Here is a 26,315-nt window from a genome sequence, read left to right as displayed (position 1 = left end):
GTGCAGCTGGCTCAATGGAACTTAGTTAATAGCGATTCAACAATTGCAGATAGACGATGCGATTGAGGAGCACATATATGAAACGTTCGGTTATCGGTGGCTTTTTGGTATTGGTGATGCTGCTGGTGGGATGTAGCACCAAACCCTATGTTGAAACTGATTATGAATCCGGGTATGACTTTTCCCAACTAAAAACCTTTAAAGTGGCTGAAACCCGGCAGGATGTTAAAGAAAATCTGCTAATTTCGCCCTTCACCCTCAGTCATATTCATACAGCAGTGGATGCAGAGTTGGCAAAACGCTACCAGGCACCAGCGGCAGACAGCAAGCCTGACTTTGTCGTTAATTACCATGTTGTAGTTGAGGAGAAAATTGATCCTCGCAGCTACAACGAGTTGTATGGTTATGGCTGGTATGGTCGCGGCTATTACTACCCCTATCCACGTCCCTTCTTCTATGGTGTCAACTCCGGTGTGCGTGTCTATGAACAGGGCAGTCTTATTATTGACATCGTAGACGGTAAAACAGATAAGCCTTTGTGGCGTGGTGTATCACAAAAACGCCTGAGTCGTGGCCTGTCGCCTCAAAAGCAGCGTGAAATCCTGTCCATGGCTGTCACTGAGGTATTGGCGAAGTTTCCTCCTGTTAAATAATTTCTCCTTGACCCCAAGTACCCCCCAACAAATTCGTATGGCAGCAATGGATTTGCTTGCCATGCGTGAGCACTCCCAGCAAGAGTTATTGGATAAGCTCCGTCGCAAATATCCTGGTGAAGCAGCTTCTGAGTACGCTTATCAGGAGGTTCAGCGTTTAGTCGAGGAAGGGTTGCAAAGTGATAGCCGCTTTGCGGAAGCATTTGCTGTCATGCGTTACCGCCAGGGTAAAGGGCCTCTTCTTATTGCACAAGAGCTTAAAGCGCGTGGTATAACTTCTGATGTAATTGCAGACACACTTTCCGGTCATACCTTCAATTGGGCTGATTCTGCCTGCCAGCAGCGTCAAAAGCGTTTTGGTGCTGCCTTTCCCTCCGAGGCAAAAGAGCGAGCCCGTCAGCAGCGTTTCCTGGCAATGAGGGGGTTTGGCAATGTACATATCCGTACGGCCCTATCGACACAGGATTGCGATGACTTTCTCTAACTGATTGTTTTTGTTGTGTTTATTTTTTGTGCGTTCGGTCGGATTTTCATGCAATAGCCTTTAGGATACCGGCGACGTTAATCGGTGAGAACCAGCTTTTCATTGAGCGCAAAGGGGCTTTCTGGTACCCTGACGCCCCGTCCTTACGATGAAACCTCTGGCCTTACATGGACTCCAGGGGGTTTTATCTTCTTATCTGCTTCGCTTATCAACGTTAATCAGGTTTTACATGACGCGATATATATTCGTTACCGGTGGTGTTGTTTCTTCATTGGGCAAAGGTATAGCCTCGGCCTCATTGGCCGCTATTCTTGAGGCTCGTGGTCTGAAAGTCACCATCATGAAGCTGGATCCCTATATCAATGTGGATCCAGGTACCATGAGTCCATTCCAGCATGGCGAGGTATTTGTAACGGAAGATGGCGCTGAAACTGACCTTGATCTTGGGCATTACGAGCGTTTTATTCGTACCAAAATGACGCGCCGCAACAACTTTACTACGGGGCGAGTATACGAAACTGTCCTGCGTAAGGAGCGCCGCGGAGACTACCTCGGTGGTACTGTACAAGTGATTCCGCACATCACGGATGAAATTAAGCGTCGTATTCTTGAGGGGGGCAAAGATGTCGATGTGGCACTGGTGGAAATCGGTGGTACGGTGGGGGATATTGAGTCCCAACCCTTTTTGGAGGCGGTCCGTCAGCTCAAAGTTGAATTGGGGTTATCCCGCTCATTATTGATGCATTTGACACTGGTCCCCTATATTGCTACAGCCGGTGAGACCAAAACAAAACCAACCCAGCACTCTGTTAAAGAGTTGCGCTCAATTGGTTTGCAGCCAGATATCCTGCTATGCCGCTCGGAAAAAATGGTTGATGAAGACTCGCGCCGTAAGATCGCACTCTTTACCAACGTGGCAGAGCGCGCCGTAGTTCCATTACCTGATGCTGACACAATCTACTCTATTCCCAGTTTGCTAAAGAGTTTCGGCCTCGATCAAATTGTTGTTGAGCAACTTGGACTTGATTGCCCTGAAGCCGATTTGAGTGAGTGGGATAAGGTTGTTCAAGGCAAGTTGCACCCCACTAATCAGATCACTATTTCCATGGTGGGAAAATACATGGAATTGTTAGATGCTTATAAGTCGCTGATTGAAGCTTTAACCCATGCAGGTATTCACACCAGCACCAAAGTCAAAATCAACTACATAGATGCCGAGCGTGTCGAGACAGAAGGTGTGGGGATTCTCAGTGATGCCGATGCTATTTTGGTTCCCGGTGGTTTTGGTGAGCGTGGTGTAGAAGGCAAATTGATGGCAGTGCAATATGCACGTGAAAACAAAGTGCCTTATTTGGGTATTTGTTTGGGCATGCAATCCGTTGTGATTGAGTTTGCGCGTAATGTGCTGGGTTTGAAAGGGGCCAACTCTACCGAATTTGATAAAAGTACTCCACATCCCGTTATTGGTCTGATCACTGAGTGGATTAATGCCGAAGGTGCAGTTGAAAAGCGTGATGAAACATCAGATTTGGGCGGTACTATGCGTTTGGGGGCGCAGGAGTGTCGTCTTGTGACAGGCTCAAATGTACGCACTATCTACGGTGCTGATGTCATTGTTGAGCGCCATCGCCATCGCTATGAAGTCAACAATAACTATGTTGACCAATTGCAGAAGGCTGGTCTGAAAATTGGTGGTTGGTCTGCCGATGATACTTTGGTGGAGATGGTGGAAATCCCTGATCATCCCTGGTTTGTTGCCTGTCAATTCCACCCTGAGTTTACTTCTACCCCACGAGATGGTCACCCGCTGTTTACGGCATTTGTAACGGCTGCATTGGTGAACAAAAAGTAAATGATTTATGCCACTTATCAGTGGCAATTTTTTTAAGGAATTACTGTGTCTCAGCAAATCGTTTCAATTGGTAGTTTGCAGGTTGCTAATAATTTACCGTTTGTGCTTTTCGGTGGTATGAATGTGCTTGAATCGCGCGACATGGCTATGCAGGTGGCTGAAGCCTATGTGAAAGCGACACAAAAGCTGAATATTCCTTATGTGTTCAAGGCTTCATTCGATAAGGCCAATCGCTCATCGATCCACTCTTACCGTGGGCCGGGCATGGATGAAGGTCTGAAGATTTTCCAGGAAATCAAACAAACCTTTGCCATTCCCGTCATTACCGATATTCATGAGATATATCAGTGCACTCCTGTTGCTGAAGTATGCGACGTAATTCAGTTGCCTGCATTTCTGGCGCGCCAAACAGACTTGGTGATTGCTATGGCAAAAACCGGTGCAGTGATAAATATCAAGAAACCTCAATTCCTCAGTCCGGGGCAAATGAAAAATATTGTTGAGAAGTTCGAAGAGTGTGGCAACGATAAGATTATTTTGTGTGATCGAGGTACTAACTTCGGTTATGACAATCTGGTAGTCGATATGCTTGGTTTTCGCACTATGCGTGATGTCAGCGGTAATGCCCCGGTTATCTTTGATGTTACTCATTCACTACAATGCCGTGATCCCATGGGTGCTGCGTCCAGCGGTAGGCGCCATCAGGTTACCGAGTTGGCTCGTGCAGGTATGGCAGTTGGTTTGGCAGGTTTGTTTCTGGAAGCACATCCTGATCCCAACAATGCAAAATGTGACGGGCCGAGTGCTTTGCCGCTCGATAAACTTGAACCTTTCTTACATCAAATGAAAGCAATTGATGAGTTGGTGAAACAATTTCCACCGCTCGATATCCTGTAATTTTTTAGAACCCTACTCTGGAGAAAACGAATGACCAAGATAGTTGATATTAAAGCTTTTGAGGTATTGGACAGTCGCGGTAACCCAACTGTTATGGCTGAAGTGATTCTTGAATCTGGTGCTGTGGGTTCTGCCTGTGCTCCATCAGGTGCATCTACGGGCTCTCGTGAGGCTTTGGAGTTGCGTGATGGCGATAAGTCTCGCTACTTGGGTAAAGGTGTTTTAACGGCTGTTAATAATATCAACACGACTATTAAGAACTTGCTGGTCGGTAAGGATGCTCTGGATCAGCGCGCCTTGGATAAGGCAATGATTGATGCAGATGGCACGGATAACAAATCTGTGCTGGGCGCCAACGCTATTCTTGCCGTGTCTCTTGCCGCTGCCAAGGCGGCGGCTGTTGCCAAAAAAGTTCCGCTCTATGCTCATATTGCTGATTTGAATGGCACCCCGGGTAAATACTCCATGCCGGTTCCCATGATGAATATTATTAATGGTGGTGAGCATGCGGATAATAACGTTGATATTCAAGAGTTCATGGTTCAGCCTGTAGGTGCCAAAACATTTGCAGAGGCTTTGCGTATTGGCGCTGAGATTTTCCATAACCTTAAGAAAATTCTCCATGATAAAGGTTTGAATACCGCCGTAGGTGATGAGGGTGGTTTTGCACCTAACCTGCCATCCAATGAAGAAGCGCTTAAAGTTATTATTGTGGCGGTGGAAAAAGCGGGTTACAAATTAGGTGAAGATGTCACCCTGGCTCTGGATTGTGCATCTTCCGAGTTCTATAAAGATGGCCAATACGATTTGGCGGGCGAAGGCAAAGTATTTAGTTCCGCGGAGTTTTCTGATTACCTGGCAGATCTGGCGAATAAATATCCCATCATTTCTATCGAAGATGGTAAGGATGAGAGTGACTGGGATGGCTGGGCTGACTTGACCAATAAGATTGGCAATAAAGTACAACTGGTTGGTGATGACTTATTCGTAACTAATACCCGTATTCTGAAAGAAGGTATTGAGAAAAAGATCGCCAATTCTATTTTGATTAAATTTAACCAGATCGGTTCATTATCTGAAACGCTGGATGCCATCAAGATGGCACAAGATGCTGGTTATACCGCTGTTATTTCTCACCGCTCAGGCGAAACAGAAGACACCACTATCGCCGATTTGGCAGTTGCTACGGCGGCTGGCCAAATTAAAACCGGCTCTCTGTGTCGCTCTGACCGTGTGTCCAAGTACAACCGTTTGTTACGTATTGAAGCTGAGCTTGGCGCTGCTGCACCCTATAAAGGTCGCGCTGAGTTTAAGTCTTAATTGTAGCAACTGTACATAAAGGCCGAATGATCGGCCTTTATGTATTTATGGGTGATTACCATGAAATGGCTTGCAGCTATTTTGTTGCTGCTATTGGCAGTACTGCAATATCGCCTGTGGATAGGTGAGGGCAGTCTCGCCCATGCACATCGTCTGGAAACAGAAATCGCCCAGCAGAAAGCGGAAAATGACCGCATGCGAGAACGCAATAGAATTTTGGATGTTGAAGTCGAGGAATTAAAAACGGGTCTGGATACTATTGAAGAGCGTGCGCGTAACGATATAGGTCTGATCAAAAAAGATGAGACTTTTTTTATGATTATGGATGATGGAAAACAGTGATACTTAATATCCAATAAGTTGTTTTGCTGGTTTACTGTCTTGGTAGTTGGCCCAAATCCCATGAGTTCATCTTCCTCTATCTTGGCGCCTGTTTGGTGTGTGGTTCCCGCTGCTGGTGTGGGGGCTCGTATGAAGGCGGGTTTTCCAAAGCAGTATCTGAAACTGCAACACAAGACGATTCTTGAACATACCCTGGAGCGCTTATTGGCATTGCCATATGTGGCAGGTGTTGTATTGGCTTTACACCCGGATGATGATTATTGGACGACGCTACCGATTTCCAGGGATCAGCGGATTTCCTGTGTAGATGGCGCTGTTGAGCGTGCAGGCTCTGTATTAAATTCGCTGACCTGGTTGGAGGACAATGGTCATAGTGATGCCTGGGTGCTAGTTCATGATGCTGCTCGCCCTTGTGTTACCTCCGATACTGTGGCAAATCTGATTGAGAGCGTGAGAAGGTCGGATGCGGTAGGCGGGATTCTGGGGGTACCTGTATCGGATACCTTGAAGCAAGTAGTAAATGACAACAGGATTACGGGCACTCAGGATCGCAGCAAACTGTGGCAAGCTCAAACACCACAATTTTTTTCTGTGGGATTATTAAAGAGGGCTCTGCAACAGGCGCTGGACGTGGGGCTTATGGTCACGGATGAGGCATCCGCAATGGAGTTTGCAGGTCATCAACCGCTTATGGTGGAAGGTCGTGCGGATAATATCAAGGTGACCCGCCCGGAGGATTTACCTCTGGCCACTTTTATTTTGCAACAACAGGCGTTGGAACGAGGTTAGTTTATGTCGATGCGAATTGGTCAGGGTTATGATGTCCATGCTTTTGGCGAGGGTGAAAAAATTGTCATTGGTGGCGTTGTTATTCCCCATCATCATGGCTTGGTTGCGCATTCCGACGGCGATGTTCTTTTACATGCTCTTTGTGACGCACTTTTAGGTGCTGTTGCGTTGGGAGATATAGGCAAACATTTTCCTGACACAGATATGCAATATAGAAATGCCGATAGTCGCTCCCTGCTGAGGATGGTATATGCCAAGGTCAGCCAGCATGGCTGGAAACTGGCTAACGCAGATATGACCATTGTGGCGCAGGCGCCACGTATGGCTTCTTATATTCCTCACATGGTTGAGGTGATTGCGAGTGATCTCCAAAGCTCCGCCAGCCAAATTAATGTAAAGGCAACTACGTCAGAGCGTCTTGGGTTTACAGGGCGGGAAGAGGGGATTGCTTGTTATGCAGTGGTATTATTGGAATCCCGTTGAACTCTAGGTGTGATAAAAAAGCCGCCCGAGGGCGGTTTTTTTATCAGTGCCTAAATCTAAATAGCGGATACTTTTTGGTGAAGGCTGGTGGAATTTGTCGATGCGTATACAAGCTGATTTCTCTCTGGATTTTCCCCGAGCATATGGCACCCTTGAGGCTTCTGCTGATTTTCGTACCGTTCCTGAAGATTTTCAGGTAACTGAAAATCTTGGATTTGAACCTGCTGGGGAAGGCGAACATGTGTATTTGTGGATTGAAAAACGGGGCGAGAATACCGCGTGGGTTGCCGAGCAGCTTGCCGTGTATGCCGGAGTAAAACCAACCGATATTGGTTATGCCGGACGCAAGGATCGCCATGCAATAACACGCCAATGGTTTAGTGTGTATTTACCACTAAAGAGCAATCATCCGGAGCCAGAATGGCAGGGTTTTTCTTCGGACAGGATTCAGGTGCTGCGGGTTGCACGTCATGTGCGTAAGCTGCGTCGAGGGGAACATGAATCCAATCATTTTGTGATTGGCCTGAGACAGTTACAGTGCGCTGATAAAACAGCCTTTCATGAAAGGTTGGATTGTGTATTGCGTTCGGGGGTACCTAACTATTTTGGCGAGCAGCGATTTGGTAATGCTGGTCGCAACCTGATTGAAGCTGAATCTTTGCTGGTCGGTAAAAAACCATATCGCGACAGGCAAAAGCGAGGGTTAATATTATCGGCAGCGAGATCTTACCTGTTTAACCAGGTACTGGCTGATCGAGTAAGAAAAGGCGATTGGCAGATTTCCGTTGCAGGGGAACCCTGTGCTTATCCCAGCGGACCTTTGTGGGGGAGGGGGCGTCCCCTGGCCTTGGTGGAATTATTAGCGCGGGAAACAGAGCTGCTTTCCAGTTGGCGTGATTGGTGCAATGAACTCGAACATGTTGGAACGTCACAAGAGCGTCGAGCCTTACTGCTTGCTATTAAAACTCCCAGTTATCGTTGGTTGGTCGGTGACCATCTTGAATTGGCTTTTACGCTGGAAGCCGGTGCATTTGCAACTTCAGTACTACGGGAATTGGTAAGTTTAAATAATCAACAGCTGAGATTATCCGGTACGGAATCGAGTGATTGATAACCTATCTGCGCCGGCGGATATTAGCGGTTATGGTATAGTTTATCGTTTAAAATCTGGTGGCTTTTAATGAGTCGGTGGGTGGTTAGGAGGGCTTAATGACAAATTTACTGTTGCAGGGGGTTGGTATGACCTCCTTGCGCACTCGTGAGCGCCTGATCCAGCGATTGCGCGATCAGGGCGTCACCAATCTGCGTGTCCTCGATATTATGCTCAACACTCCCCGGCACTTGTTTCTTGATGAAGCGCTCGCACATCGCGCCTATGAGGATACCGCATTGCCCATAGGTCATGGCCAAACCTTGTCTCAGCCGTACATAGTTGCACGTATGACGGAACTTTTGCTGGGTGCAGCAGGTAAATTAAACAAAGTACTTGAGGTTGGAACGGGCTCTGGTTACCAAACCAGCCTGTTGGCACAATTGGTTCCAGAGGTCTATACCGTTGAGCGTATCAAGCCTTTGCAAGATAAGGCGCGTGAGCGTTTGCACCAATTGGGATTGCGCAATATCCGTTATCGCCATGCTGATGGTGGATTTGGATGGCCGGACATGGGAGCCTATGATGGCATCCTGAGTACTGCAGCCCCCCAGGTTGTCCCTGATGAATTGTTAAAGCAGTTGGCACCGGGGGGTGTTTTGGTAATTCCTGTAGGTGGACGTGAGCAGCAGCTTCATTTGATTATTCGCGATACTGAAGATACCGAAAAATTTGTAACCCAGATCCTGGAGCCCGTGAAGTTTGTTCCTTTTTTATCAGGTACAGCCAGATAACAAAGCGTGCTTGAAATCGTTGTTTTCCTGGTTGCTGCAAATAAGTGCTTGTTACATTCATGTAACAGTATTCAGGGATGTATCTGGTCATGTTTTTGTGCGTTTTCATATAAATAGATTAGATAATTTTCCAATAAAACTTGCTTATTAAGCACATAATGGAATAAAAGTGATTAAAAATGAATCAGTAAGCCTGATAAATCATAGAAGTGACACCCTATGCAGGGTGAGAAAGCTTCCTATCTGTATGTTCGTTATTTTGATCGCTATAAGCTGTTTCTCTTGTTCCAGGCACCAAATTGCCCCCGTTGTTGACAAATCGTTTAACCCGCAACAGAAACCATCGACCCATCGTGTTGCACCAGGTGATACATTATTTTCAATTGCCTGGCGGTATGGGCTGAAATACGAGGATTTGGCGGCGCATAATGGTATTTCTCCACCCTATATGATTAAGCCGTCGCAAATAATCAAACTTGATCTTGCTCGTTCTACACAACAAGTGAATAAGGTTGTTGCCTCAACCGCCCGTACTTCTTCAGTTGTACCCCCCTCTTCCAATAAGAAGACCGTAGTAAATGATCGTAAAGAAAATAAAACAAAACTGTCATCAGAAACAAAATTATCCCTGTCGTCGGGGGGCGCACCACAATGGAACTGGCCCGCCAACGGCCCTATTTTGTCATCATTTCAGGGCAATAATGGCTTGAATAAGGGTATTGATCTTGGCGGTAAATTGGGAGAGCCTGTGCTGGCAGCGGCTTCCGGACAGGTGGTGTATGCCGGTAGTGGCCTGCGGGGATACGGCAAATTGCTGATCATTAAACACAATGAAACATTCCTCAGTGCTTATGCTCACAACGATAAGCTTCTGGTTCAGGAAGGTGATTGGGTTAAAGTAGGGCAGCGAATTGCCGATATGGGTTCGAGCGGTACCGATAGGGTAAAGCTTCACTTTGAAATACGTCGAGAGGGTACACCGGTTAATCCGTTAACCTATCTTCCTCGTCGGTAAAGTGCCGATTCGCAGCAAACAGCTTCGAAGGGCCTTCAGTCGTGAACTGGGTAAGACTGGTACAGCTTGAGTGAGCTGGGTGACTTAGAATTACAAAGCCAGCCGGTTATTAAAACAATATTGATATAAGGGGCTGAAAATGACTTTGCAAAATAGGGATTCAACTACCACATACGATAACGATGATGTTTTCCTGATGCAGGATTTGGAGGCGGATGAAGCAGAGAGTTTGCTTGCCGAAGAGGATGCAGAATTATCCAAGCCTGTTGCAATCACACCCACCGAACGATTCCTGGACGACAAGTTTGCCAAAAATCTGGACGCCACACAGATTTATCTTAACGAAATTGGATTTTCTCCCCTGTTGTTGAGTGCAGAAGAAGTATTTTTTGCACGTAAAGCCTTAAAAGGTGATGAGGCAGCGCGTAAGCGCATGATCGAAAGTAACCTCCGCCTGGTTGTCAAAATTTCCCGTCGCTATGTGAATCGTGGTCTTGCATTACTTGATCTGATTGAAGAGGGCAATCTGGGGTTAATTCGTGCCGTAGAGAAGTTTGATCCTGAGCGTGGTTTCCGCTTCTCCACTTATGCTACCTGGTGGATTCGTCAGACGATTGAGCGCGCTATAATGAACCAGACGCGCACTATTCGTTTGCCGATACATGTTGTTAAGGAATTGAATGTCTATCTTCGCGCTGCGCGCGAGTTATCTCAAAAGCTGGATCATGAGCCTACACCAGAGGAAATAGCCAACTTGCTGGAGAAGCCTGTTGCTGATGTAGAGCACATGCTGAGCCTTAATGAGCGTGTGACTTCAATTGATGCACCTATAGGTGCCTCCTCTGATCGCACTGTTGCGGATACGATTGCAGATACCCATGTTTCAGATCCTGCTGCTTTATTGCAGGATAGTGACTTGACGGCCAGTTTGGATCATTGGCTGGAAGAGCTGACAGAAAAGCAGCGTGAAGTCCTGGCGCGTCGTTTCGGATTGCGTGGCTACGAAGTGAGCACCTTGGAAGAAGTGGGACATGAGATTGGTTTGACCCGTGAGCGTGTACGTCAAATCCAGGTGGAAGCCCTAAAACGGCTGCGCGATATTATGGAAAAACAAGGGCTGGATAGTGAAGCCTTGTTCAGTGCCTAAATCAACAATCCTTGGTTGATAATATAAAAAAGCGGTCTGTTGACCGCTTTTTTATGGTGTTTCATGTGTTGATTGGGTGTATTTTTTATACCTCTTATAGCAGCAAAGACATAGCTGCTTCCATATCCTCGCTTAAGTCGTTGGCGTTGCTGACATCCATATTGGGGTCCAGTCCCAGTCGCTCGAATGCTTTCACCTTTGTAAAATCAATTTTAGCCATGGGGGAATTGCTACCCAGATAGCTTTGTAACATGGCTACTGTCACGATATCCGCATAGTCGGCCTTGGGAGCATTTCGGCCAAAGTCGATATGTTGACTGGGGATGTGTGCCAGCTCTTCCGGAAAATTCCAGGTTTTGAGGATTAAATCGCCAATTGGGGCGTGTAATTGGTCAATAACAGCGTCCAGGGTTAGGCTATCTTTTAGCAGTGCAGGATGTTCTTCTGCATAAGTGAGTATGGGGAGCACACCAATTTTGTGTACCAGGCCCGCGAGTGTGGCTTGGTCTGGGCGCAGGCGTGTGTAGTGTTTGCAAAGTACATGGCTTATTCCGGCTACTTCGCTGGATCGACTCCAGACTTCACGCATACGCATGTCCACCAGGTCGGAAGTAGCTTGAAACATTTGCTCCATCGCCAGTCCTGTTGCGATATTGCATGTGTATTGGATACCAAGGCGCATCAGGGCTGCGCGCAGGTCTTCAATGGCGCGGCTTGCACGTAATAGCGGACTATTGGCAACACGAATAATGCGCGCACTCAGGGCTGCGTCGTTGCCGATAACGCTGCACAGGGTATCTATATCCGAATTGGGGTCGTCGGCAGCTTCACGTACGCGTAAGGCTACTTCTGGTAAAGTGGGTAAAACCAGTTGGTCATTTTTAATCGCAGTAATTATTTCCTGGCGAATTTTTTCAACTAATTGACTCATTGATTTTCTCGTTAAGGTGATTATTCCGCATTCGTCTTGTCATCAGCACTAGGTATAGCATAGGGTAGGGGGAGCTGCTGTAGTTTTTCCCCTGTTTCGCGGAGTTGTGCTTCATTTATATGTTCATCTGTGACACAGGCAAGTAACTCAAACTGATTATTTCCACTGGAGGCTATATTAATTATATGGCCTATGTTTACGCCTGCCGAATTAACAATTAATGATCCTGGTGCGGGAGCTTGAGGGCTTGTCAGGTGATAGCGATAGGTATGTCGTTTGGCGTGGCCGCGATAGTGTAAGCGCGCAACAATCTCTTGCCCTGTGTAGCAGCCTTTGCGAAAGTTGACTCCGTTTACAAGGGTGAGGTTTAACTCCTGTGGAGTGAACTGTTCATAGGTTTCCGGGGTTATGCAGGTAATACCTCGCTGGATTTGAGCGAGGTTCCAATCGTTTTCTGTTCGCAATGATGCAACTTCAGCAAGGGATTGGCCGAGAGGGGCAAGCGCTGTAAGGCTTTTCAGCCATAGTTCCATATGGGTTTCATCCAGGCGCCAGATGATGCCCTGAGGTGTGTCAATCCAGGTGAGTGGCTCATGGGGAATTGTCCCCAAAATGTTTGAGAAATCGTCAAGTCGCGAGCTGTGTAATCCTATGATGGCATAGGCATCATCTGCTTTACGCAGTTTAGCCTTGGAGAATACGATATATTTTCCCAGGGATATTTGGGCCTGCTCAAGGATATTTCTAGGCAGGCGCAGGGCAATAGTGTCGGGTTGTAATTGCACCGCATAAAAGTTCAGCAGCACTCGTCCTTTGGGAGAACATTGTGCACCCAAGAGTACTTTTTGATCAGCGAGCTCACGAATATCGCAGGTGATTTGCCCTTGCAGAAATTTGGCCGCATCCGGCCCTTCAACCAGTAGTAAACCGGTATTGGGCAGGTGACAGAAAAAAGGTTCTGATATGGCGTGAGTGGCGACAGTGGTCACGACGGGAATCTCTGGTGATTGACGGGATAGATAGCGCCCATTATGTGGTTGGCCAGCATAATCGCAAGTCTTCCTGGTAAAAACTTTACGCGCTTGGAACACCGGCGCGAATGTTCCTGGCCAGTTTATAGCGCTGGCGTAGGGCGATATAATACCTGCCTATAGCTCTTTTGAAGGTGTTTCTGGTGGATATAAATCGTTTGTTTTGGGGTAGCCGTCGTGGCATGTTGGAATTGGATCTAATTCTGCTGCCTTTCCTGGAGAGGGTATACCCTGGTTTGGAGCAGGCTGATAAAGAGCGCTATTGGGCACTTCTAGAGGAGCAGGACCAGGATTTATTTGCCTGGTTTTTGCGTCGTGAAAACCCGCCCACCGCAGAATTGCAAAGGATTGTGGATATCATTCGTGCCAATACCGGATTACAAAACTGATAATAGTGTTGCTCACCTGTATGGTGATAGCACCAAACCGCTACCGTCCTTACCTGCGGTACTGATCAAACCTTCCCACAGATTGCCCTGGTTTTTTGTGGGGATTTACGGAGGATTGGTTCTGTTGCTGCTGGTTGCGATTACCCCTTATGCCCTGGTTCATCCCTTGTGGTGGAGCCTGTTATTGGGTGTTTCTTTGCTGTTGGGCCTGTCTTTAAGAGCGCTGTTGCGCCGCCATCGATTCATGGGGTGGTTGGAGTTCAAATCATCCTGTTGGCATCTGGAGTATTTCGAAAATGTTCCGGGCACTAAAAATACCCGACCAGTACACATGATGCTTCAGGGCGATGTTGAAGCTGTGATATGGCCTTGGGTAATTATTTTGTATTGGCGAACCCGGCCTGCTGGCCCTGTGGGAAGAAGATTTACCCTGGTGTTGATGCGTGATTCATTAAGTGAGGCAGATTTTCGCCAGTTGAAATGCTGGCTGCGAATTTGCCTCAGGCCAAAAGGTTAAGTCCCTCAGCTTTTGGATACGATAATATCCTGGCTGGCAAAGTTGGTAGGAACCAGGATGGTATCGCGTGCAATAGGGGATTTATCCGGGTAATCCAGGGAATAATGCAGGCCACGGCTTTCCTTGCGCTCATGTGCTGAGCGAATAATCAATTCTGCTACTGTTGCCAGATTGCGCAATTCAATCAAGTCGCTGCTTACCTTGTAATTACTGTAGTACTCGGCAATTTCTTTTTGCAGCAATTTAATACGGTGAGTCGCGCGCTCAAGGCGTTTATGGGTGCGAACTATACCCACATAGTCCCACATAAAACGGCGTAGCTCATCCCAGTTGTGAGAGATGACAACATCTTCATCAGAGTTGCGTACCCGGGAATCGTCCCATTGGGGAGATGTTTCAGGCACGTCTATTTGCTCAAGTTTATGGAGGATATCCCTGGCTGCAGATTGGGCATAGACAATACATTCCAGCAGTGAGTTGCTGGCCATACGGTTGGCACCGTGTAAACCGGTAAAGGATGTTTCGCCGATTGCATACAGATGTTTTAGGTCGGTTCTTCCCGCATTATCGACAACCACTCCGCCACAGGTGTAGTGGGCAGCAGGGACAACAGGAATAGGCTCTTTAGTAATGTCGATACCAAACTCAAGGCAGCGGGCTTTTACGGTGGGGAAGTGCTCGCTGATAAAGTCTGGTGATTTGTGGCTGATATCGAGATATACACAATCGCAACCCAGCCGCTTAATTTCGTGGTCTATTGCGCGGGCTACTATATCGCGGGGAGCGAGTTCAGCGCGCTCATCAAGGCGCGGCATAAAGCGCTCACCATTGGGTAGTCGAAGATAGGCGCCCTCGCCGCGCAGGGCTTCGGTAATCAAAAAGTTTTTGGCTTTGGGGTGATACAGGCAAGTTGGATGGAATTGGTTAAATTCCATATTGGCTACGCGACAACCTGCACGCCAGGCCATAGCAATACCATCGCCACTGGCGCTGTCCGGATTACTGGTATAGAGATATACCTTGCTGGCACCTCCAGTCGCCAGTACGACAACCTTGGCCTGGAAAACATCGACCCGGTCAGCCTGGCTATCCAGGACGTAGGCACCAGTACAACGTAATTTGCGGGAGTTTGTATCGGCCTGGGTTATCAGGTTAACGGCTACGTGATGTTCGAAAACCTCAATATTGGGCTGCTGTTGTACCTGCTCAATAAGGGTGGAGTGAACTGCCTGGCCAGTGGCGTCCGCACTGTGGATGATACGACGATGGCTATGTCCACCTTCCTGTGTGAGGTGGTAGTCGGCACTGCCGCTTTCCCGGGTGAACATAACCCCCTGTTGAATTAACCATTCAATGGCAGCCTTGCTATTCTCAACGGTAAAGCGCACTGCATCTTCATGGCAAAGGCCGGCCCCGGCGATCAGGGTGTCCGACACATGGGCATCAATGGAGTCCTGGTTGTCCAGCACGGCTGCTATGCCGCCCTGGGCAAACCAGGTGGAGCCATGGTTAACCAGGGTTTTGCACAGGACCGCAACTTTGGCATGTTGGGCTAGACTCAAAGCCAGTGTTAAACCGGCAGCACCTGAGCCTACGACCAGTACATCGTGCAGATAGTGTTTGTTCATCTCGGTATTCCACAAACCAGAAAGGCAAAAAAACCTGCGCAGTATAGCAATCCCCGGCGACAGGGCTAAGTCGGCAACAGGGCTTTTTCACATATACATAGCTTTCCCCCTTTGGGGCTTAGGCGAAATGCGCTTAGCTGCGTATAATGCGCCGCGAACTTTTACTTACAAATTCTGTCTATGAAAGAGTTCTTTTTAATAGCATTTTGAACGTTTGGGTGAGATGGTGTTGAACATATATTGCTCTTTGTTCCTCTCCCCGTCATCCAGCGAATAATGGCTCTGATCAGGTTGTCGGAGTACTTGGGGGTTAAAGAATGACAGCGCCATTAGCGCCTGATATGGATCAACAGCTCGTCGAACGTGTACAAAAAGGCGATAAGCGTGCATTTGATTTATTGGTAATCAAATACCAGCACAAGGTGCTGGCGGTGATTAGTCGCCTGGTTCGGGACCATGCAGAAGCCCAGGACGTGGCTCAGGAGGCTTTTATCAAGGCCTATAGAGCATTACCCAATTTTCGTGGTGATAGTGCTTTTTATACCTGGATATACCGGATTGCGATTAATACCGCTAAAAATCATCTGGTTGCCCGAAACCGTCGTCCTCCCTCCAGTGATCTTGAGGTGGATGAGGCAGAGTTTTACCCGGGTAATGATGCAATCCATGAGATGAATACACCGGAGCGCAGTTTGTTGCGCGATGAGTTACAGGCAACGATTGAACAAGCTTTTCAGGATTTACCGCCGGATTTGCGCACAGCAGTTAGCCTGCGGGAGTTAGAGGGATTGAGTTATGAGGAAATTGCCGAAGTGATGGAGTGCCCGGTAGGTACGGTTCGCTCGCGGATTTTCCGGGCCAGGGAGGCTATTGATAGGCGGATTAAGCCACTGGTAGAGGACTTGTAATCCTGTGTTACTCGGGGCGTTGTAGTTTTGGGTAACATGCGTTTAGATGTGTAAAGCGGATCTAAACAAATTTGCACATTTTTTTCAAAATTCATGAACCAATCACAACAGGCTGAGTCATAACCGGTACGAAATCTGGTAAGTAGCCGCTTCCCCAAGTTGCTATATTCCGGTAGCAGTAAAATTGAAGGTGGTGCACAGCACTGTTTTTATGGGTTCATTTTTATAGAGGCATTGGCAAGAGCATGACAGAGCAAACCTCATCGCAAGCGCTGGCAGAATCCTTATCTGCGCTGATGGATAATCAGGCCTCTGAGCTGGAGCTGATGCGCCTGCTGAAAGCGGCAGGGTCTGATGCCGAGCTTAAGTCGACCTGGGCTCGCTATCAACTCGCCAGTGCGAGTTTGCGCCAGGATCTGCCAACCTTGGCAGATATGGATTTTGCATCCCGCGTCAGTGCTGCATTGGTCGATGAACCAGCCCATAGTTCGGCTGTTAATCAAGCAGCTGCAGCCCAATCTTTGCCCTGGTGGCAGCAGCTTGGGCGCGTCGCTGTGGCTGCTTCGGTGGCTGGTGCTGTTATCCTTGGGGTACAGCAATACCAGCAAACCCAATTGCCAGAGGCAGGTATTGCGGGGACTAATACCCCTGCGACTCCGGTGGTCAATACACCTGCTGTAAATCCTCCGGATCTTCCCTCAGGAATTAACGCACCGGCACTCTCAGCGCGTACCGTAGCTGTTCAAAGTGGTTATGAAAATCGCCCACAGGAAAGTCGCCGTGTAATGTTTGTACCGCGCCAGGAAGCTGCTCCGATTTATAACGAAGACGTCAGTGTCTATGTTAATCAGTTGATTGAGGAGCATTCTGGAAACGCAGCGCTTAATTCCGGTCAGGGGATGTTGCCGTTTACCCGGGTGATTCTGACGGAAGAGGAGTAGTTTTTTAGTATCGTCCTTTCGGTCAGTTTCCCTTCCGCTTTTTTCTCTCAGGGTGAGCAGTTATGCTGCTCATCCAGTCCATGGCATAGAGCTATAAGATGTTAATCCCTCACGTTATCCTCTCTGGTTACCGATATGGTCATGCTATAGGGCTTTGCCTATGCCTGTTGATGGTGTTATTGCCATCGGTAAAGGCCGTCGCCGAGACCTCCCAGGTGTCTTCAAATAATGAAGAAGTAGCATCACTATTGGCGAAGATGGCTACACGATCGCACCAAGTCAACTATCAGGGAACCTTTACCTACCAGCACAAGGATAACCCCGCTTTGCAGGGGTTTCGTATTTTCCATTGGGTCGAGGATGGTATCCAGTATGAGCGGCTGCAGCATTTGAATGGCCCTGAACGTGAAATTTCACGTTCAGGACGTGCGTTGGATTGTAAATCCCTTGGCGACCAGCTGTTGCAAGGCAAGATATTGAATATGGGGGCTCGATTGGCCCAGCTAACGGAACTCTATCGTTTTGAAATTCGGGGCATAGAGCGTGTTGCCGGACGCAATGCCACGGTGCTTTTGGCGATTCCCCTGGATAATTATCGCTACAGTTATTTCCTGAGTATCGATAATGAGACAGGCTTGGTGCTGAAGTCCTGGCTGGTGGATGAATCCGCTCGCCCATTGGAACGCTACCAATTTGTGGAACTGGAGTTAAACCCGGATCTCACCCAAATCAAACAGTTACCCAAGCCACGTTTGCATCGCGATGCTGATATTGCCGTACCTGAATGTAATCCGTCCGATGTTAAAGAGCCTTCCGGGTGGCATTTGAATTGGGCACCGCCAGGTTTTGTATTTGTAGGCCAGAAGCAGGTAAGGGATCACATAGATATGCTGATGTACACCGATGGGTTAACCAGCTTTTCTATCTTTATCGAGCCATCTTCCCAGGCCTCTCCTGAGGGTGTGGCCCAGCGTGGCGCTACTCTGGCCGCGATGGATCAGTTGGAAATTGGCAGTGAGCGTTATCGCGTCACGGTTGTTGGTGAGATTCCGGTCGTCACAGCGCAAAAAATTGCGCAAAATATCTCCAGGCGTTAATTGGGGTTTAGTGCTCCAGGTACAGCATTGTGAGGCGGGATATGATTCTGGAAACCGGTAAAATAGTGTCTATTGAACCTGAAGGTGTTTGGGTTGAGACTATTCAGCGCTCTGTGTGCGGTACTTGCAAGGCTGAAAAAGGGTGTGGCCAGAGTTTGATGGCTAAGTGGGGTGCCAACCCCTCTTACCTTTGGGTGTTGCTGGAAGGGAGAGACCCTGCCCATTATCGGATTGGTGATGATATCCAGATAGGTATTCCCGAAGATGTTGTCGTTAAAGCTTCCCTGTTGGCGTATGTGATGCCACTGCTGCTCATTGTATTGGGTGCTGTTGGTGGGCAAGTGTTGTTTGCGTCGGATCTTGCCAGTGGCTTGGGTGCGCTGGGTGGGTTGGTATTAGGGGGATTATTTCTTCGTTGGCATGCTGTTCGTAGTCGTTACGATAGCCGTTTGCAGCCCGTGTTGGTGGATGAGCGAAAGCCTCTCCATTTTTACCAGCCGGCATCTCCGCACCAATAACGATGGGCGCGTATGTTGTTGGTTATCAATGCCCATGTGGCCATTCCCCTCAGTGAAATAGAGCTCACGGCTATGCGCGCCCAAGGGGCGGGTGGGCAAAACGTCAATAAGGTGTCGAGTGCGATACATTTGCGTTTCGATATCCTCCGTTCATCGCTTAGCGATATCCACAAAGCTAGATTAATGGCACTGGATGACAAACGTATTACCCGTGAGGGTGTATTAATTATCAAAGCCCAGCGTTATCGCACCCAGGATCAAAACCGTGAGGATGCACTCCAACGCTTGCAGGAGCTGGTTGCCGGTGCCATAAAACCGCTAAAGCCCCGTTATGCCACCAAGCCGACCTTTGCTTCGCGTCAACGTCGGTTGGATAGTAAAAATCTGCGCGGCGCGATCAAGGCTTCGCGCCGCCCGATCATGCCCGACTAAGCATCATTTGGCAAAATGCGGCGATGTGTTTTCACTGTTGGATGACTGCCAATCCGACCATAGCTGCTTCTGCAAGTGTTCGAAATTTTCTCCCCCTGTGTTAATCAGCCAATTGACCAAGGCTTTTGCTACATCCGGATAATGGCGTGGGGTTGAGGGCGGCTTGAGGGGGAGCCAGCGTCCAATTGCAGATGCATTTAACTGGTTGGCGACTGACCCATAGCCTAATTGATCCAGTGCTATGGCATTGGATTTTTGTTCCATTTGCCCGGCTACCGGTTGCACCAACAATTTTTTACCCAAATGAATGGCCTCACTGGGTAATTCAAATCCGGCACTGCAAATAACACCCTCGCAACGATGTAAATCCTGTTGGAAACCTTCTCGTGAAAAGGGGCGAATATGGATATGACCTTCGTCATAGGCAGCTGGAACGGGTTGGTATATATAAAAATGATAATCGGGAAACGCACGCAGCTGGGGAACTATGTCATCCAGGCCTGCAAAGGGTAAATACACCAGATAATGGCGGGGCGTGGAGATGTTGGTGTAGTGGGAATGCTCTACCAACGGAGGAAGTATAGGTTGGTTGAAATGATGCCAGTGCAGGCCAATTGGCAAGTCGACAGGCGCAAAGTTACGCATAAACCAATTGACGGCAAGATTACTGCCATATTTGGGGATATCGTAAAGAAAGGCGTTTTGGTGGGAAATCCCGATAACTTTTTTTCCCGCTCGTCGAGCAGCCCAGGCTGAAACAGGCTCAAAATCATTAATGATAAGGTCGTAACCGTCCACGTTGAGGTGGCGAATATCCTGATACAGCTGGCCAAGGTTTGCAGCCAGTGCTGTTTTAAAAAAAAGTACGCGACCGCTGCGAGTTACAAACGTCAGGCCTTGATAACTTTGGTAGTTGCCGAATGCATCCATATCAAAAAAGCCACTGCGCTCGCGCCCGGAAAATACCCAGTCTACCTGTGCCCCCGCTTCCGCCAACGCCTTAGCCATAATTCGTGCACGGGTGATATGGCCATTACCTGTACCCTGGACGCCGTAAAGTATTTTCATGCAAAGCCCCAATAAAAAATTGCCCTGCACTGGAGTGAATCAATGCGAGGCAAGTGAACGAAGACAAGAGTGTGATAGGTTGTGTTGACTAGGCAAAAACAAAAAATTGCCCCTGCATATAAAGCCCGAGTGCAGCGCAACTGCTGCCCAAAATAGCTCCGGCTACAATGTCGGTTGGGTAGTGGACACCCAATAAGACACGACTCGCACCTATGCACGCTGCCCATAGAAAAGCGAGTACAGCAAATACGGGATAAAAATTAGCGACCAGGCACGCGAACAGGAAAGCGGCTGCGGTATGGCCCGATGGAAAGCTAAACTGGTCAGATGGGGTAATCCAGGCTTCATAAAAATCCAGTTTGGCTGCAGGTCTGTCGCGTTTGATCAAATTTTTGAGTAACAAGTACAAGCTTACATCCAGGCTATAAGCAAGGATACCCGCCCAAAAAAAGTGGCTGCCATTTCCCTGGTCGAGCCATAACAACAACAGTGCAACAACCAGGTATAAATGGCCGTCGCCAGTACGTGAAATAAAGCGAACGGATTTTCGGTATTGAAAACCTTTTGTCACATGCACCCATAAGAATGCCAGGGTGTCCCAGTGGTGGACTCGCCGTAGAAAAGTGTTCATGATTCACCGCCTTCTATCAAAACAGGTGGATGGAACAGGCGAGCGGGTAAAGAGATGCACAGGGCTCGCATATCCAGTTAATCATTGCCATATGACTGTTTTGTGAACACTTGGTGAAAATGGGGTGACGCCCCGCTGTTCTGGAGAGAATCGATGGGAAAACCGGGTAAAACAGGTATCGCTCGTGTGATCGATGCTTTTGGGTATTCAATGAAAGGGTTTGCTGCTGCCTGGCGGCATGAGGCTGCTTTTCGTCAGGAGGTGGTTTTGGGGTTAATCCTGTTGCCTTGCGCATTCTGGTTAGCGCGAACCCCGGTAGAGTTAATCTTGCTGATTGCCAGCATTTTCTGGGTTTGGATGGCGGAGCTTGCCAATTCATCGGTAGAAGCTGTCGTGGATCGTACTGGCTCCGAAAAGCACGAGTTGTCTGGTCGGGCTAAAGATATAGGGTCGGCACTGGTGTTTGTCAGCCTGGTATTGTTGACCCTTATTTGGGGCATCATCGCCTACGATCGTTTTCTCGGTTATTGATCCAGCTGTCAACAACTATATTTAAAAGCAGGGTTCCTTCCGGGAACCCTGCTTTTTTTATGTTGTGAATTTGCATCGGGTGATTGAATAAGGTTTATTTTTGGGATACATTGGCACCCAAGATAATTATCATATATATATGTATAAATTCTGAGTTTGTCCATCGCCTTGCTGCTATACGAAGACGTATCTATGAGTAATTCTTTTTCGGTCAATGATCATCCACACCGGCGCTTTAACCCCCTGACAGGGGAGTGGTTGCTGGTATCCCCCCATCGCAACAAGCGTCCCTGGCAGGGGCAACAGGAGGCTAATCAGTGGCCGGAGAGCCCGTGCCATGATCCCTCTTGCTATTTGTGCCCTGGTAATGTCCGTGTTGGTGGTGAGCTAAACCCTGTCTACCAGACGACTTATGTATTTACCAATGATTTTGCCGCTTTGATGCCGGAAGTACCAGCAGCGCCAACTTCATCTGACCCCCTGTTTCAAATCCAGGCGGAGCAGGGGACTAGTCGGGTAATTTGCTTTTCCCCGGACCACAGCAAAACTCTGCCTTTGTTGAGCGATGAGGAAATCCTGGCTGTGATTCATACCTGGATACGGGAGGCCGAAGATTTGGGCCAAGGCTATCCATCTGTCCAGATTTTCGAGAACAAAGGCGCCGTGATGGGCTGCTCCAATCCCCATCCTCACGGGCAAATTTGGGCGCAGAGCCAGATGCCTAGCCTGGTGAAGAAAGAAGATGATCAACAGCGCCAATTCCTGGCAAGCCAGGAGCGTAATTTGCTGGTGAATTATGTTCAAAAGGAACTGGCGGCGGGTGAGCGGGTGGTCGTGGACAATGAGCATTGGCTGGTAGTTGTCCCTTTTTGGGCGGCCTGGCCGTTTGAAACCCTGTTGCTACCCAAGGCACAACGCGCCCGTATCACCGACCTTAATGATGCTGAGCAGGTCAGCCTGGGGCAGATATTGCGCGACCTGACAGCGCGTTATGACAACCTGTTCCAATGTTCCTTTCCCTATTCCATGGGATGGCACGGTGCGCCATTTGGCACAGATGATGTAAATCATTGGCAGCTGCATGCCCATTTCTATCCCCCCCTGTTGCGCAGTGCCAGTGTCCGTAAGTTCATGGTTGGCTACGAAATGATGGCCGAGCCCCAGCGAGACCTGTCACCCGAGCAGGCCGCCGAGCGCCTTCGCTCACAATCTCCTGTTCATTTTCGTTTGAGGTAAAACCATGACTGCAATAACCGATACCCAGATCAACCAATGGTTTACCCAGGCTTTTGGCAATGCGCCGCTCGCAGTAGTGAAAGCGCCGGGCAGGGTTAACCTGATTGGCGAGCACACAGATTACAACCAGGGCTTTGTATTACCCGCGGCTATTAACTATTACACCGCTATTGCCCTAAGTCCGGAGGACCATCGCCAGATCACAATCGTTGCACACAATTTTGAGGGTGAGCGTGTACAAATCGACCTGGATCAGCCCATGGTGAAAGATCCATCAACCAGTTGGCCGAACTATGTGCGCGGTGTCATTCAGCAGCTACAGCAACAGGGGTTCCAGCTTGCGGGTGGGAAACTTTATATCGCTGGTGATGTGCCTGCGGGAGCTGGCCTTTCCAGCTCGGCTTCCCTGGAAATGGCATTGGTTCGTGCATTACTGAGGTTAAGTGGTGAATCCATTGAGCCAACCCAGGCTGCATTGCTTGGGCAGGCAGCAGAGAACCACTTTGTCGGTTGTAATTGCGGGATTATGGATCAATTAATTTCCGCTTGTGGCCAGGCGAGCAGCGCATTGCTGATTGATTGCCGCGATCTGAGTACCCGTGCAGTACCTATACCTGCAGATTGGGAGTTATTAATCGTGCACAGTGGTGTCAAGCGTGGCCTTGTGGATAGTGAATACAACCAGCGGCGCCACCAATGTGAGGCAGCGGCAGCCTTTTTTGGTAAAACCAGCCTGCGTGACCTTAATCTGGAAGAGTTGTTGGCAGCCGAAGGGCAGCTGGATGATTTAAGTTTCCGCCGGGCTCGCCATGTGTTAACTGAAAACCAGCGTACCCTGCTGGCCGCCGATGCATTGAAGCGCGCTGATATGCTCTCCCTGGCTAAGGCAATGGCTGAATCCCATGCCTCCATGCGTGATGATTTCAATATCACTACCCCGGCAATCGACAAACTGGTTGCGATTCTTACTAATGCAGCGGCTGGTGAGGGCGGGGCGCGCATGACGGGAGGTGGTTTTGGTGGCTGTGTTGTAGCCATAGCACCCAAACAGGTGATTCCACGCCTGATGGCAGCGGTTGAGCGTGAATACCAGGCTGCGACAGGCTGCGAACCTACGCTAATTCCCGCCAGGGCTAGTGAAGGGGCTTTTGCCTGATAGGTAATCTGGAGAATAAAAACCCGGGGTAATCCCGGGTTTTTACTGAAAGGGGGTATGGTCTGTGGTGGCAGCCGACACTCCCTCCACAAATGCCAGGTAGTCTTGCTCAAGGCTTCGATTGGCGGTTCGCCTTTCAGTAGATTTGCGGCGCTTGCGATGGTAGAGATCCAGTGGCAGGTTACGGCATGGGTCATGATCTAGACGCCGGTCAAATCCTTTGCGTCGGTCAATAAAAAATCGTTTTTCGTTCATGATTCAAGGATCAACAACAGGGTTTGACGTGCCGGTTGCCCGGATAATTGACAACTTCTTGTTCCAGCTCAACAAAGTCTAGAGCTTTCTCGCTAAAATGCCTTCGTTTTTTACGCATTCGGAAAACTTGTCGTGTTATATCATCTTGTATCGCCCCGGAAATGAACCACCTCTGGCCGGATTCGCCAATTGGCTGTTTAATACCTGGCCCTGTGGCCCATTGTGTTCCGGTGGATTTGTGATCTTAATAAGTCGTTAGTTATGAAACCTGTAGAAACCTCTATCGTCAGTAAACTCCAGGCAACCTTTGAGCCCCTGTATTTACAGGTGCTCAACGAGAGCCATATGCATTCGGTGCCACCGGGCTCAGAAAGTCACTTTAAGGTAGTTATTAGCAGTAACCAGTTTGAGGGTAAGCGCCAGGTACAGCGCCACCAGGCGATTTACGCCTGTCTGGCTGATGAGTTGAAACAAGGCGTACATGCATTGGCACTCCATACCTATAGTCCCGGCGAGTGGGTCCAGGCCCAGGTGCCGGATTCTCCCCAATGCCTGGGGGGCAGCAAGCACGGTTAGTTAGCTGGCCAGTTGTTTGTTCAAAAAACAAACGCCTATAATGCGCGCCCAGTTAAAGGCTGCTCTTGCGGCCTTAATGTTAGTCCTGATTTCACCTATTTAAAGTTGATCCTGTTTATGAGCCAAATTGTTGTTGCCGCCCTCTATAAGTTCGTTAAGTTACCGGATTATCAGGAAATCGCTCCTCGTCTCAGGGATTGTTGCGACCAACTGGGTATCAAGGGAACGCTGCTTCTGGCAGAAGAGGGTATTAATGGCACAGTTTCTGGCTCGCGAGAAGGGATAAATGGCCTTGTTCGTTTTCTTGACGCCGACGGTCGTTTTAAGGGCATGAGCTACAAAGAGTCGTTTCATGAAGATAAACCCTTCTATCGGATGAAGGTAAAGCTCAAGAAAGAAATTGTCACCATGGGTGTGAACGGCATAGATCCGCAGAAAATTGTAGGCACCTATGTTAAGCCCCAGGATTGGAATGCGTTGATCAGTGATCCGGAAGTGATGGTAATTGATACACGCAACTCCTACGAGTACGACATAGGTACATTCGAAGGTGCTATAGATCCTCGCACAACCAGTTTCCGGGAATTTCCGGCTTATGTAGCCAATCATTTGGATCCTGCCAAGCATAAAAAAGTGGCGATGTTCTGTACCGGGGGTATTCGCTGTGAAAAGTCCACAGCCTATTTGAAAGAGCAGGGATTTGATGAGGTTTATCACCTGGAGGGGGGAATCCTCAAATATTTGGAGGAGGTTCCCGAGCAGGATAGCCTGTGGCGGGGTGAGTGTTTTGTCTTTGATAACCGTGTTGCCGTTAACCATCAGCTGGAAAAGGGTATCTATGACCAGTGCCATGGTTGCCGTCATCCGATTACTGAAGATGATAAAAAGTCGCCAATGTACATGCTGGGGGTAAGTTGTCCCCGCTGTTATAACCTGCTTAGCGAAGAGCAAAAGACCCGTTTTGGCGAAAGGCAAAAACAAATTGAGCTGGCCAAAGCCCGTAACGAAGTCCATATAGGAGCGCTGCCCCCTGAGCGGCAACTTCGCTCGTTGCGTAAAAAAGACCTGCGAGAGGAGCAGCGACGCATGTCATTGCAGCCTATGGAGGCGAAAGGCTAGGTGTTGGTTAGGAGGTAGATTGGCGTGGTTGTCGCAGTATTTGCCGCCAATTTTTCGTAAATCTGCACAATCACTGTTTTGTCATACAAGCGCTTTATGTTTTAATGCAGCTAGTTTTGTTCACAGGTATCCGGTGACATGAATTTTGATGATTGGACTGCCGATGCGGCAACGGGAACGGCAACTCACACCAGTGGTTTCAGCTTGCGTATCGAAGGAAATCCACGCGATCCTTCAGAGGTATATCCGGGCAAGTTCCCTGAGGGAATGAGCTTTGTGAATCAGGCTAGGTTACTGCGTGCCGGCTTGGAGTTTCTCGCAAAAACATCGCGCGATAACAATAGCTATATTATTCCCAAGCCAGAGTTGAAATCTGCCGCAGCGCGCGAGCGTGAGGCGCTGGCTAAGCAGTTCGCCGAGCGTCCGGACAAACCCCAGCGCTCAGTGCTTTCGCTCAAGAAATCTTCCAGCTAACCATGTAAAAC

At 48.6% G+C, this 26,315-nt stretch carries 30 protein-coding genes; 25 read left to right on the top strand and 5 right to left on the bottom strand.

Annotation, left to right across the window (positions count from 1 at the left end; all coding sequences use genetic code 11):
* Positions 1 to 77 precede the first annotated feature (77 nt).
* The 12 genes from CJA_RS10815 to rpoS all read left to right on the top strand — a co-directional run bounded on the left by CJA_RS10815 (position 78) and on the right by rpoS (position 10,866).
* Positions 78 to 653 carry a DUF4136 domain-containing protein gene (locus CJA_RS10815; RefSeq protein WP_012487829.1) on the top strand — a complete coding sequence of 192 codons (576 nt, stop codon included), beginning with the start codon at positions 78 to 80 and terminating at the stop codon, positions 651 to 653.
* A gap of 37 nt (positions 654 to 690) precedes the next feature.
* Positions 691 to 1,137: a regulatory protein RecX gene (locus CJA_RS10810; RefSeq protein ID WP_041551453.1), complete on the top strand. Its 447-nt coding sequence runs from the start codon at positions 691 to 693 to the stop codon at positions 1,135 to 1,137.
* A gap of 229 nt (positions 1,138 to 1,366) precedes the next feature.
* On the top strand, positions 1,367 to 2,989 hold the full coding sequence (locus CJA_RS10805; protein ID WP_012487827.1) for a CTP synthase: 1,623 nt from the start codon (positions 1,367 to 1,369) through the stop codon (positions 2,987 to 2,989).
* 45 nt (positions 2,990 to 3,034) lie between these two features.
* Positions 3,035 to 3,886 carry a 3-deoxy-8-phosphooctulonate synthase gene (gene kdsA, locus CJA_RS10800; RefSeq protein WP_012487826.1) on the top strand — a complete coding sequence of 284 codons (852 nt, stop codon included), beginning with the start codon at positions 3,035 to 3,037 and terminating at the stop codon, positions 3,884 to 3,886.
* 30 nt (positions 3,887 to 3,916) lie between these two features.
* Positions 3,917 to 5,206: a phosphopyruvate hydratase gene (gene eno / locus CJA_RS10795; RefSeq protein ID WP_012487825.1), complete on the top strand. Its 1,290-nt coding sequence runs from the start codon at positions 3,917 to 3,919 to the stop codon at positions 5,204 to 5,206.
* A 60-nt stretch (positions 5,207 to 5,266) separates the two neighbouring features.
* A complete protein-coding gene (gene ftsB, locus CJA_RS10790; RefSeq protein ID WP_012487824.1) occupies positions 5,267 to 5,548 on the top strand; it encodes a cell division protein FtsB in 282 nt (93 codons plus the stop codon).
* A gap of 60 nt (positions 5,549 to 5,608) precedes the next feature.
* On the top strand, positions 5,609 to 6,337 hold the full coding sequence (gene ispD / locus CJA_RS10785) for a 2-C-methyl-D-erythritol 4-phosphate cytidylyltransferase (RefSeq protein ID WP_041551452.1): 729 nt from the start codon (positions 5,609 to 5,611) through the stop codon (positions 6,335 to 6,337).
* 9 nt (positions 6,338 to 6,346) lie between these two features.
* Entirely contained in the window at positions 6,347 to 6,820 is a 474-nt protein-coding gene (ispF, locus tag CJA_RS10780) for a 2-C-methyl-D-erythritol 2,4-cyclodiphosphate synthase (protein ID WP_041551451.1), read from the top strand.
* A gap of 100 nt (positions 6,821 to 6,920) precedes the next feature.
* Positions 6,921 to 7,931, top strand: coding sequence for a tRNA pseudouridine(13) synthase TruD (gene truD / locus CJA_RS10775; RefSeq protein ID WP_012487821.1), 1,011 nt, complete (start codon positions 6,921 to 6,923; stop codon positions 7,929 to 7,931).
* A 98-nt stretch (positions 7,932 to 8,029) separates the two neighbouring features.
* On the top strand, positions 8,030 to 8,704 hold the full coding sequence (locus CJA_RS10770; RefSeq protein WP_012487820.1) for a protein-L-isoaspartate(D-aspartate) O-methyltransferase: 675 nt from the start codon (positions 8,030 to 8,032) through the stop codon (positions 8,702 to 8,704).
* Positions 8,705 to 8,951: 247 nt separating this feature from the next.
* Positions 8,952 to 9,719 carry a peptidoglycan DD-metalloendopeptidase family protein gene (locus tag CJA_RS10765; protein ID WP_041551450.1) on the top strand — a complete coding sequence of 256 codons (768 nt, stop codon included), beginning with the start codon at positions 8,952 to 8,954 and terminating at the stop codon, positions 9,717 to 9,719.
* A 139-nt stretch (positions 9,720 to 9,858) separates the two neighbouring features.
* Positions 9,859 to 10,866, top strand: coding sequence for an RNA polymerase sigma factor RpoS (rpoS, locus tag CJA_RS10760; RefSeq protein WP_012487818.1), 1,008 nt, complete (start codon positions 9,859 to 9,861; stop codon positions 10,864 to 10,866).
* Between the two features lie 94 nt (positions 10,867 to 10,960).
* On the opposite strand, the gene CJA_RS10755 is transcribed toward rpoS, so the two are convergent.
* Positions 10,961 to 11,797, bottom strand: a complete 837-nt coding sequence (locus CJA_RS10755) for an HDOD domain-containing protein (protein ID WP_012487817.1) — start codon at positions 11,795 to 11,797, stop codon at positions 10,961 to 10,963.
* Between the two features lie 20 nt (positions 11,798 to 11,817).
* A complete protein-coding gene (gene ygfZ / locus CJA_RS10750) occupies positions 11,818 to 12,786 on the bottom strand; it encodes a CAF17-like 4Fe-4S cluster assembly/insertion protein YgfZ (RefSeq protein ID WP_012487816.1) in 969 nt (322 codons plus the stop codon).
* Between the two features lie 185 nt (positions 12,787 to 12,971).
* Here ygfZ and CJA_RS10745 point away from each other — a divergent pair, with 185 nt between their 5' ends.
* Positions 12,972 to 13,217 carry an FAD assembly factor SdhE gene (locus tag CJA_RS10745; protein WP_012487815.1) on the top strand — a complete coding sequence of 82 codons (246 nt, stop codon included), beginning with the start codon at positions 12,972 to 12,974 and terminating at the stop codon, positions 13,215 to 13,217.
* Positions 13,192 to 13,734 carry a protein YgfX gene (locus tag CJA_RS10740; RefSeq protein WP_041551449.1) on the top strand — a complete coding sequence of 181 codons (543 nt, stop codon included), beginning with the start codon at positions 13,192 to 13,194 and terminating at the stop codon, positions 13,732 to 13,734. The genes CJA_RS10745 and CJA_RS10740 overlap by 26 nt, the downstream gene beginning before the upstream one ends.
* 5 nt (positions 13,735 to 13,739) lie before the next feature.
* Here CJA_RS10740 and nadB read toward each other — a convergent pair whose 3' ends face one another.
* Positions 13,740 to 15,362: an L-aspartate oxidase gene (gene nadB, locus CJA_RS10735; protein ID WP_049765442.1), complete on the bottom strand. Its 1,623-nt coding sequence runs from the start codon at positions 15,360 to 15,362 to the stop codon at positions 13,740 to 13,742.
* A 317-nt stretch (positions 15,363 to 15,679) separates the two neighbouring features.
* On the opposite strand from nadB, the gene rpoE reads away from it, so the two are divergent.
* The 5 genes from rpoE (at position 15,680) to arfB (ending at position 19,258) form a co-directional block, all read left to right on the top strand.
* The gene (rpoE, locus tag CJA_RS10730; protein ID WP_012487813.1) at positions 15,680 to 16,270 is read left to right on the top strand and encodes an RNA polymerase sigma factor RpoE; all 591 of its coding nucleotides are present in this window, start codon (positions 15,680 to 15,682) and stop codon (positions 16,268 to 16,270) included.
* 245 nt (positions 16,271 to 16,515) lie between these two features.
* A complete protein-coding gene (locus CJA_RS10725) occupies positions 16,516 to 17,211 on the top strand; it encodes a sigma-E factor negative regulatory protein (RefSeq protein ID WP_012487812.1) in 696 nt (231 codons plus the stop codon).
* A gap of 98 nt (positions 17,212 to 17,309) precedes the next feature.
* Positions 17,310 to 18,308, top strand: coding sequence for a MucB/RseB C-terminal domain-containing protein (locus tag CJA_RS10720; protein ID WP_012487811.1), 999 nt, complete (start codon positions 17,310 to 17,312; stop codon positions 18,306 to 18,308).
* Between the two features lie 41 nt (positions 18,309 to 18,349).
* Positions 18,350 to 18,826: a SoxR reducing system RseC family protein gene (locus CJA_RS10715; protein WP_012487810.1), complete on the top strand. Its 477-nt coding sequence runs from the start codon at positions 18,350 to 18,352 to the stop codon at positions 18,824 to 18,826.
* 12 nt (positions 18,827 to 18,838) lie between these two features.
* Positions 18,839 to 19,258 (top strand): alternative ribosome rescue aminoacyl-tRNA hydrolase ArfB, encoded by a 420-nt coding sequence (gene arfB, locus CJA_RS10710; protein WP_012487809.1) that lies wholly within the window; start codon positions 18,839 to 18,841, stop codon positions 19,256 to 19,258.
* 3 nt (positions 19,259 to 19,261) lie between these two features.
* On the opposite strand, the gene CJA_RS10705 is transcribed toward arfB, so the two are convergent.
* Together CJA_RS10705 and CJA_RS10700 are read right to left on the bottom strand one after the other, a co-directional pair.
* A complete protein-coding gene (locus CJA_RS10705) occupies positions 19,262 to 20,326 on the bottom strand; it encodes an MJ1255/VC2487 family glycosyltransferase (RefSeq protein ID WP_012487808.1) in 1,065 nt (354 codons plus the stop codon).
* Positions 20,327 to 20,414: 88 nt separating this feature from the next.
* Positions 20,415 to 20,957, bottom strand: a complete 543-nt coding sequence (locus CJA_RS10700; RefSeq protein ID WP_012487807.1) for a phosphatase PAP2 family protein — start codon at positions 20,955 to 20,957, stop codon at positions 20,415 to 20,417.
* 153 nt (positions 20,958 to 21,110) lie between these two features.
* Here CJA_RS10700 and CJA_RS10695 point away from each other — a divergent pair, with 153 nt between their 5' ends.
* The 6 genes from CJA_RS10695 (at position 21,111) to CJA_RS10670 (ending at position 26,304) form a co-directional block, all read left to right on the top strand.
* Positions 21,111 to 21,488, top strand: a complete 378-nt coding sequence (locus CJA_RS10695; protein ID WP_012487806.1) for a diacylglycerol kinase — start codon at positions 21,111 to 21,113, stop codon at positions 21,486 to 21,488.
* A gap of 192 nt (positions 21,489 to 21,680) precedes the next feature.
* Entirely contained in the window at positions 21,681 to 22,724 is a 1,044-nt protein-coding gene (locus CJA_RS10690; protein WP_041551448.1) for a UDP-glucose--hexose-1-phosphate uridylyltransferase, read from the top strand.
* Between the two features lie 4 nt (positions 22,725 to 22,728).
* The gene (gene galK / locus CJA_RS10685) at positions 22,729 to 23,880 is read left to right on the top strand and encodes a galactokinase (RefSeq protein WP_012487804.1); all 1,152 of its coding nucleotides are present in this window, start codon (positions 22,729 to 22,731) and stop codon (positions 23,878 to 23,880) included.
* A 516-nt stretch (positions 23,881 to 24,396) separates the two neighbouring features.
* Complete coding sequence (locus CJA_RS10680) at positions 24,397 to 24,711, top strand: BolA family protein (RefSeq protein ID WP_041551447.1); 315 nt, start codon at positions 24,397 to 24,399, stop codon at positions 24,709 to 24,711.
* A 117-nt stretch (positions 24,712 to 24,828) separates the two neighbouring features.
* Positions 24,829 to 25,830 carry an oxygen-dependent tRNA uridine(34) hydroxylase TrhO gene (gene trhO, locus CJA_RS10675; RefSeq protein WP_041552258.1) on the top strand — a complete coding sequence of 334 codons (1,002 nt, stop codon included), beginning with the start codon at positions 24,829 to 24,831 and terminating at the stop codon, positions 25,828 to 25,830.
* Between the two features lie 138 nt (positions 25,831 to 25,968).
* Positions 25,969 to 26,304 (top strand): hypothetical protein, encoded by a 336-nt coding sequence (locus CJA_RS10670; protein ID WP_012487800.1) that lies wholly within the window; start codon positions 25,969 to 25,971, stop codon positions 26,302 to 26,304.
* Positions 26,305 to 26,315: the final 11 nt, after the last annotated feature.

This window comes from Cellvibrio japonicus Ueda107, assembly GCF_000019225.1.
Lineage (GTDB): Bacteria > Pseudomonadota > Gammaproteobacteria > Pseudomonadales > Cellvibrionaceae > Cellvibrio > Cellvibrio japonicus.
Note: the sequence above shows the minus strand (reverse complement) of the source record. Positions and strands in the feature narration are given on the sequence as shown.

What these genes read in the sequence shown, in the direction of transcription:
- CJA_RS10815 (WP_012487829.1), top strand. Translation starts at nt 78, where the DNA reads ATGAAACGTTCGGTTATCGGTGGCTTTTTGGTATTGGTGATGCTGCTG.
- CJA_RS10810 (WP_041551453.1), top strand. Translation starts at nt 691, where the DNA reads ATGGCAGCAATGGATTTGCTTGCCATGCGTGAGCACTCCCAGCAAGAG.
- CJA_RS10805 (WP_012487827.1), top strand. Translation starts at nt 1,367, where the DNA reads ATGACGCGATATATATTCGTTACCGGTGGTGTTGTTTCTTCATTGGGC.
- eno (WP_012487825.1), top strand. Translation starts at nt 3,917, where the DNA reads ATGACCAAGATAGTTGATATTAAAGCTTTTGAGGTATTGGACAGTCGC.
- ftsB (WP_012487824.1), top strand. Translation starts at nt 5,267, where the DNA reads ATGAAATGGCTTGCAGCTATTTTGTTGCTGCTATTGGCAGTACTGCAA.
- ispD (WP_041551452.1), top strand. Translation starts at nt 5,609, where the DNA reads ATGAGTTCATCTTCCTCTATCTTGGCGCCTGTTTGGTGTGTGGTTCCC.
- ispF (WP_041551451.1), top strand. Translation starts at nt 6,347, where the DNA reads ATGCGAATTGGTCAGGGTTATGATGTCCATGCTTTTGGCGAGGGTGAA.
- truD (WP_012487821.1), top strand. Translation starts at nt 6,921, where the DNA reads ATGCGTATACAAGCTGATTTCTCTCTGGATTTTCCCCGAGCATATGGC.
- CJA_RS10770 (WP_012487820.1), top strand. Translation starts at nt 8,030, where the DNA reads ATGACAAATTTACTGTTGCAGGGGGTTGGTATGACCTCCTTGCGCACT.
- CJA_RS10765 (WP_041551450.1), top strand. Translation starts at nt 8,952, where the DNA reads ATGTTCGTTATTTTGATCGCTATAAGCTGTTTCTCTTGTTCCAGGCAC.
- rpoS (WP_012487818.1), top strand. Translation starts at nt 9,859, where the DNA reads ATGACTTTGCAAAATAGGGATTCAACTACCACATACGATAACGATGAT.
- CJA_RS10755 (WP_012487817.1), bottom strand. Translation starts at nt 11,797, where the DNA reads ATGAGTCAATTAGTTGAAAAAATTCGCCAGGAAATAATTACTGCGATT.
- nadB (WP_049765442.1), bottom strand. Translation starts at nt 15,362, where the DNA reads ATGAACAAACACTATCTGCACGATGTACTGGTCGTAGGCTCAGGTGCT.
- rpoE (WP_012487813.1), top strand. Translation starts at nt 15,680, where the DNA reads ATGACAGCGCCATTAGCGCCTGATATGGATCAACAGCTCGTCGAACGT.
- CJA_RS10725 (WP_012487812.1), top strand. Translation starts at nt 16,516, where the DNA reads ATGACAGAGCAAACCTCATCGCAAGCGCTGGCAGAATCCTTATCTGCG.
- CJA_RS10720 (WP_012487811.1), top strand. Translation starts at nt 17,310, where the DNA reads ATGTTAATCCCTCACGTTATCCTCTCTGGTTACCGATATGGTCATGCT.
- CJA_RS10715 (WP_012487810.1), top strand. Translation starts at nt 18,350, where the DNA reads ATGATTCTGGAAACCGGTAAAATAGTGTCTATTGAACCTGAAGGTGTT.
- arfB (WP_012487809.1), top strand. Translation starts at nt 18,839, where the DNA reads ATGTTGTTGGTTATCAATGCCCATGTGGCCATTCCCCTCAGTGAAATA.
- CJA_RS10705 (WP_012487808.1), bottom strand. Translation starts at nt 20,326, where the DNA reads ATGAAAATACTTTACGGCGTCCAGGGTACAGGTAATGGCCATATCACC.
- CJA_RS10700 (WP_012487807.1), bottom strand. Translation starts at nt 20,957, where the DNA reads ATGAACACTTTTCTACGGCGAGTCCACCACTGGGACACCCTGGCATTC.
- CJA_RS10695 (WP_012487806.1), top strand. Translation starts at nt 21,111, where the DNA reads ATGGGAAAACCGGGTAAAACAGGTATCGCTCGTGTGATCGATGCTTTT.
- CJA_RS10690 (WP_041551448.1), top strand. Translation starts at nt 21,681, where the DNA reads ATGAGTAATTCTTTTTCGGTCAATGATCATCCACACCGGCGCTTTAAC.
- galK (WP_012487804.1), top strand. Translation starts at nt 22,729, where the DNA reads ATGACTGCAATAACCGATACCCAGATCAACCAATGGTTTACCCAGGCT.
- CJA_RS10680 (WP_041551447.1), top strand. Translation starts at nt 24,397, where the DNA reads ATGAAACCTGTAGAAACCTCTATCGTCAGTAAACTCCAGGCAACCTTT.
- trhO (WP_041552258.1), top strand. Translation starts at nt 24,829, where the DNA reads ATGAGCCAAATTGTTGTTGCCGCCCTCTATAAGTTCGTTAAGTTACCG.
- CJA_RS10670 (WP_012487800.1), top strand. Translation starts at nt 25,969, where the DNA reads ATGAATTTTGATGATTGGACTGCCGATGCGGCAACGGGAACGGCAACT.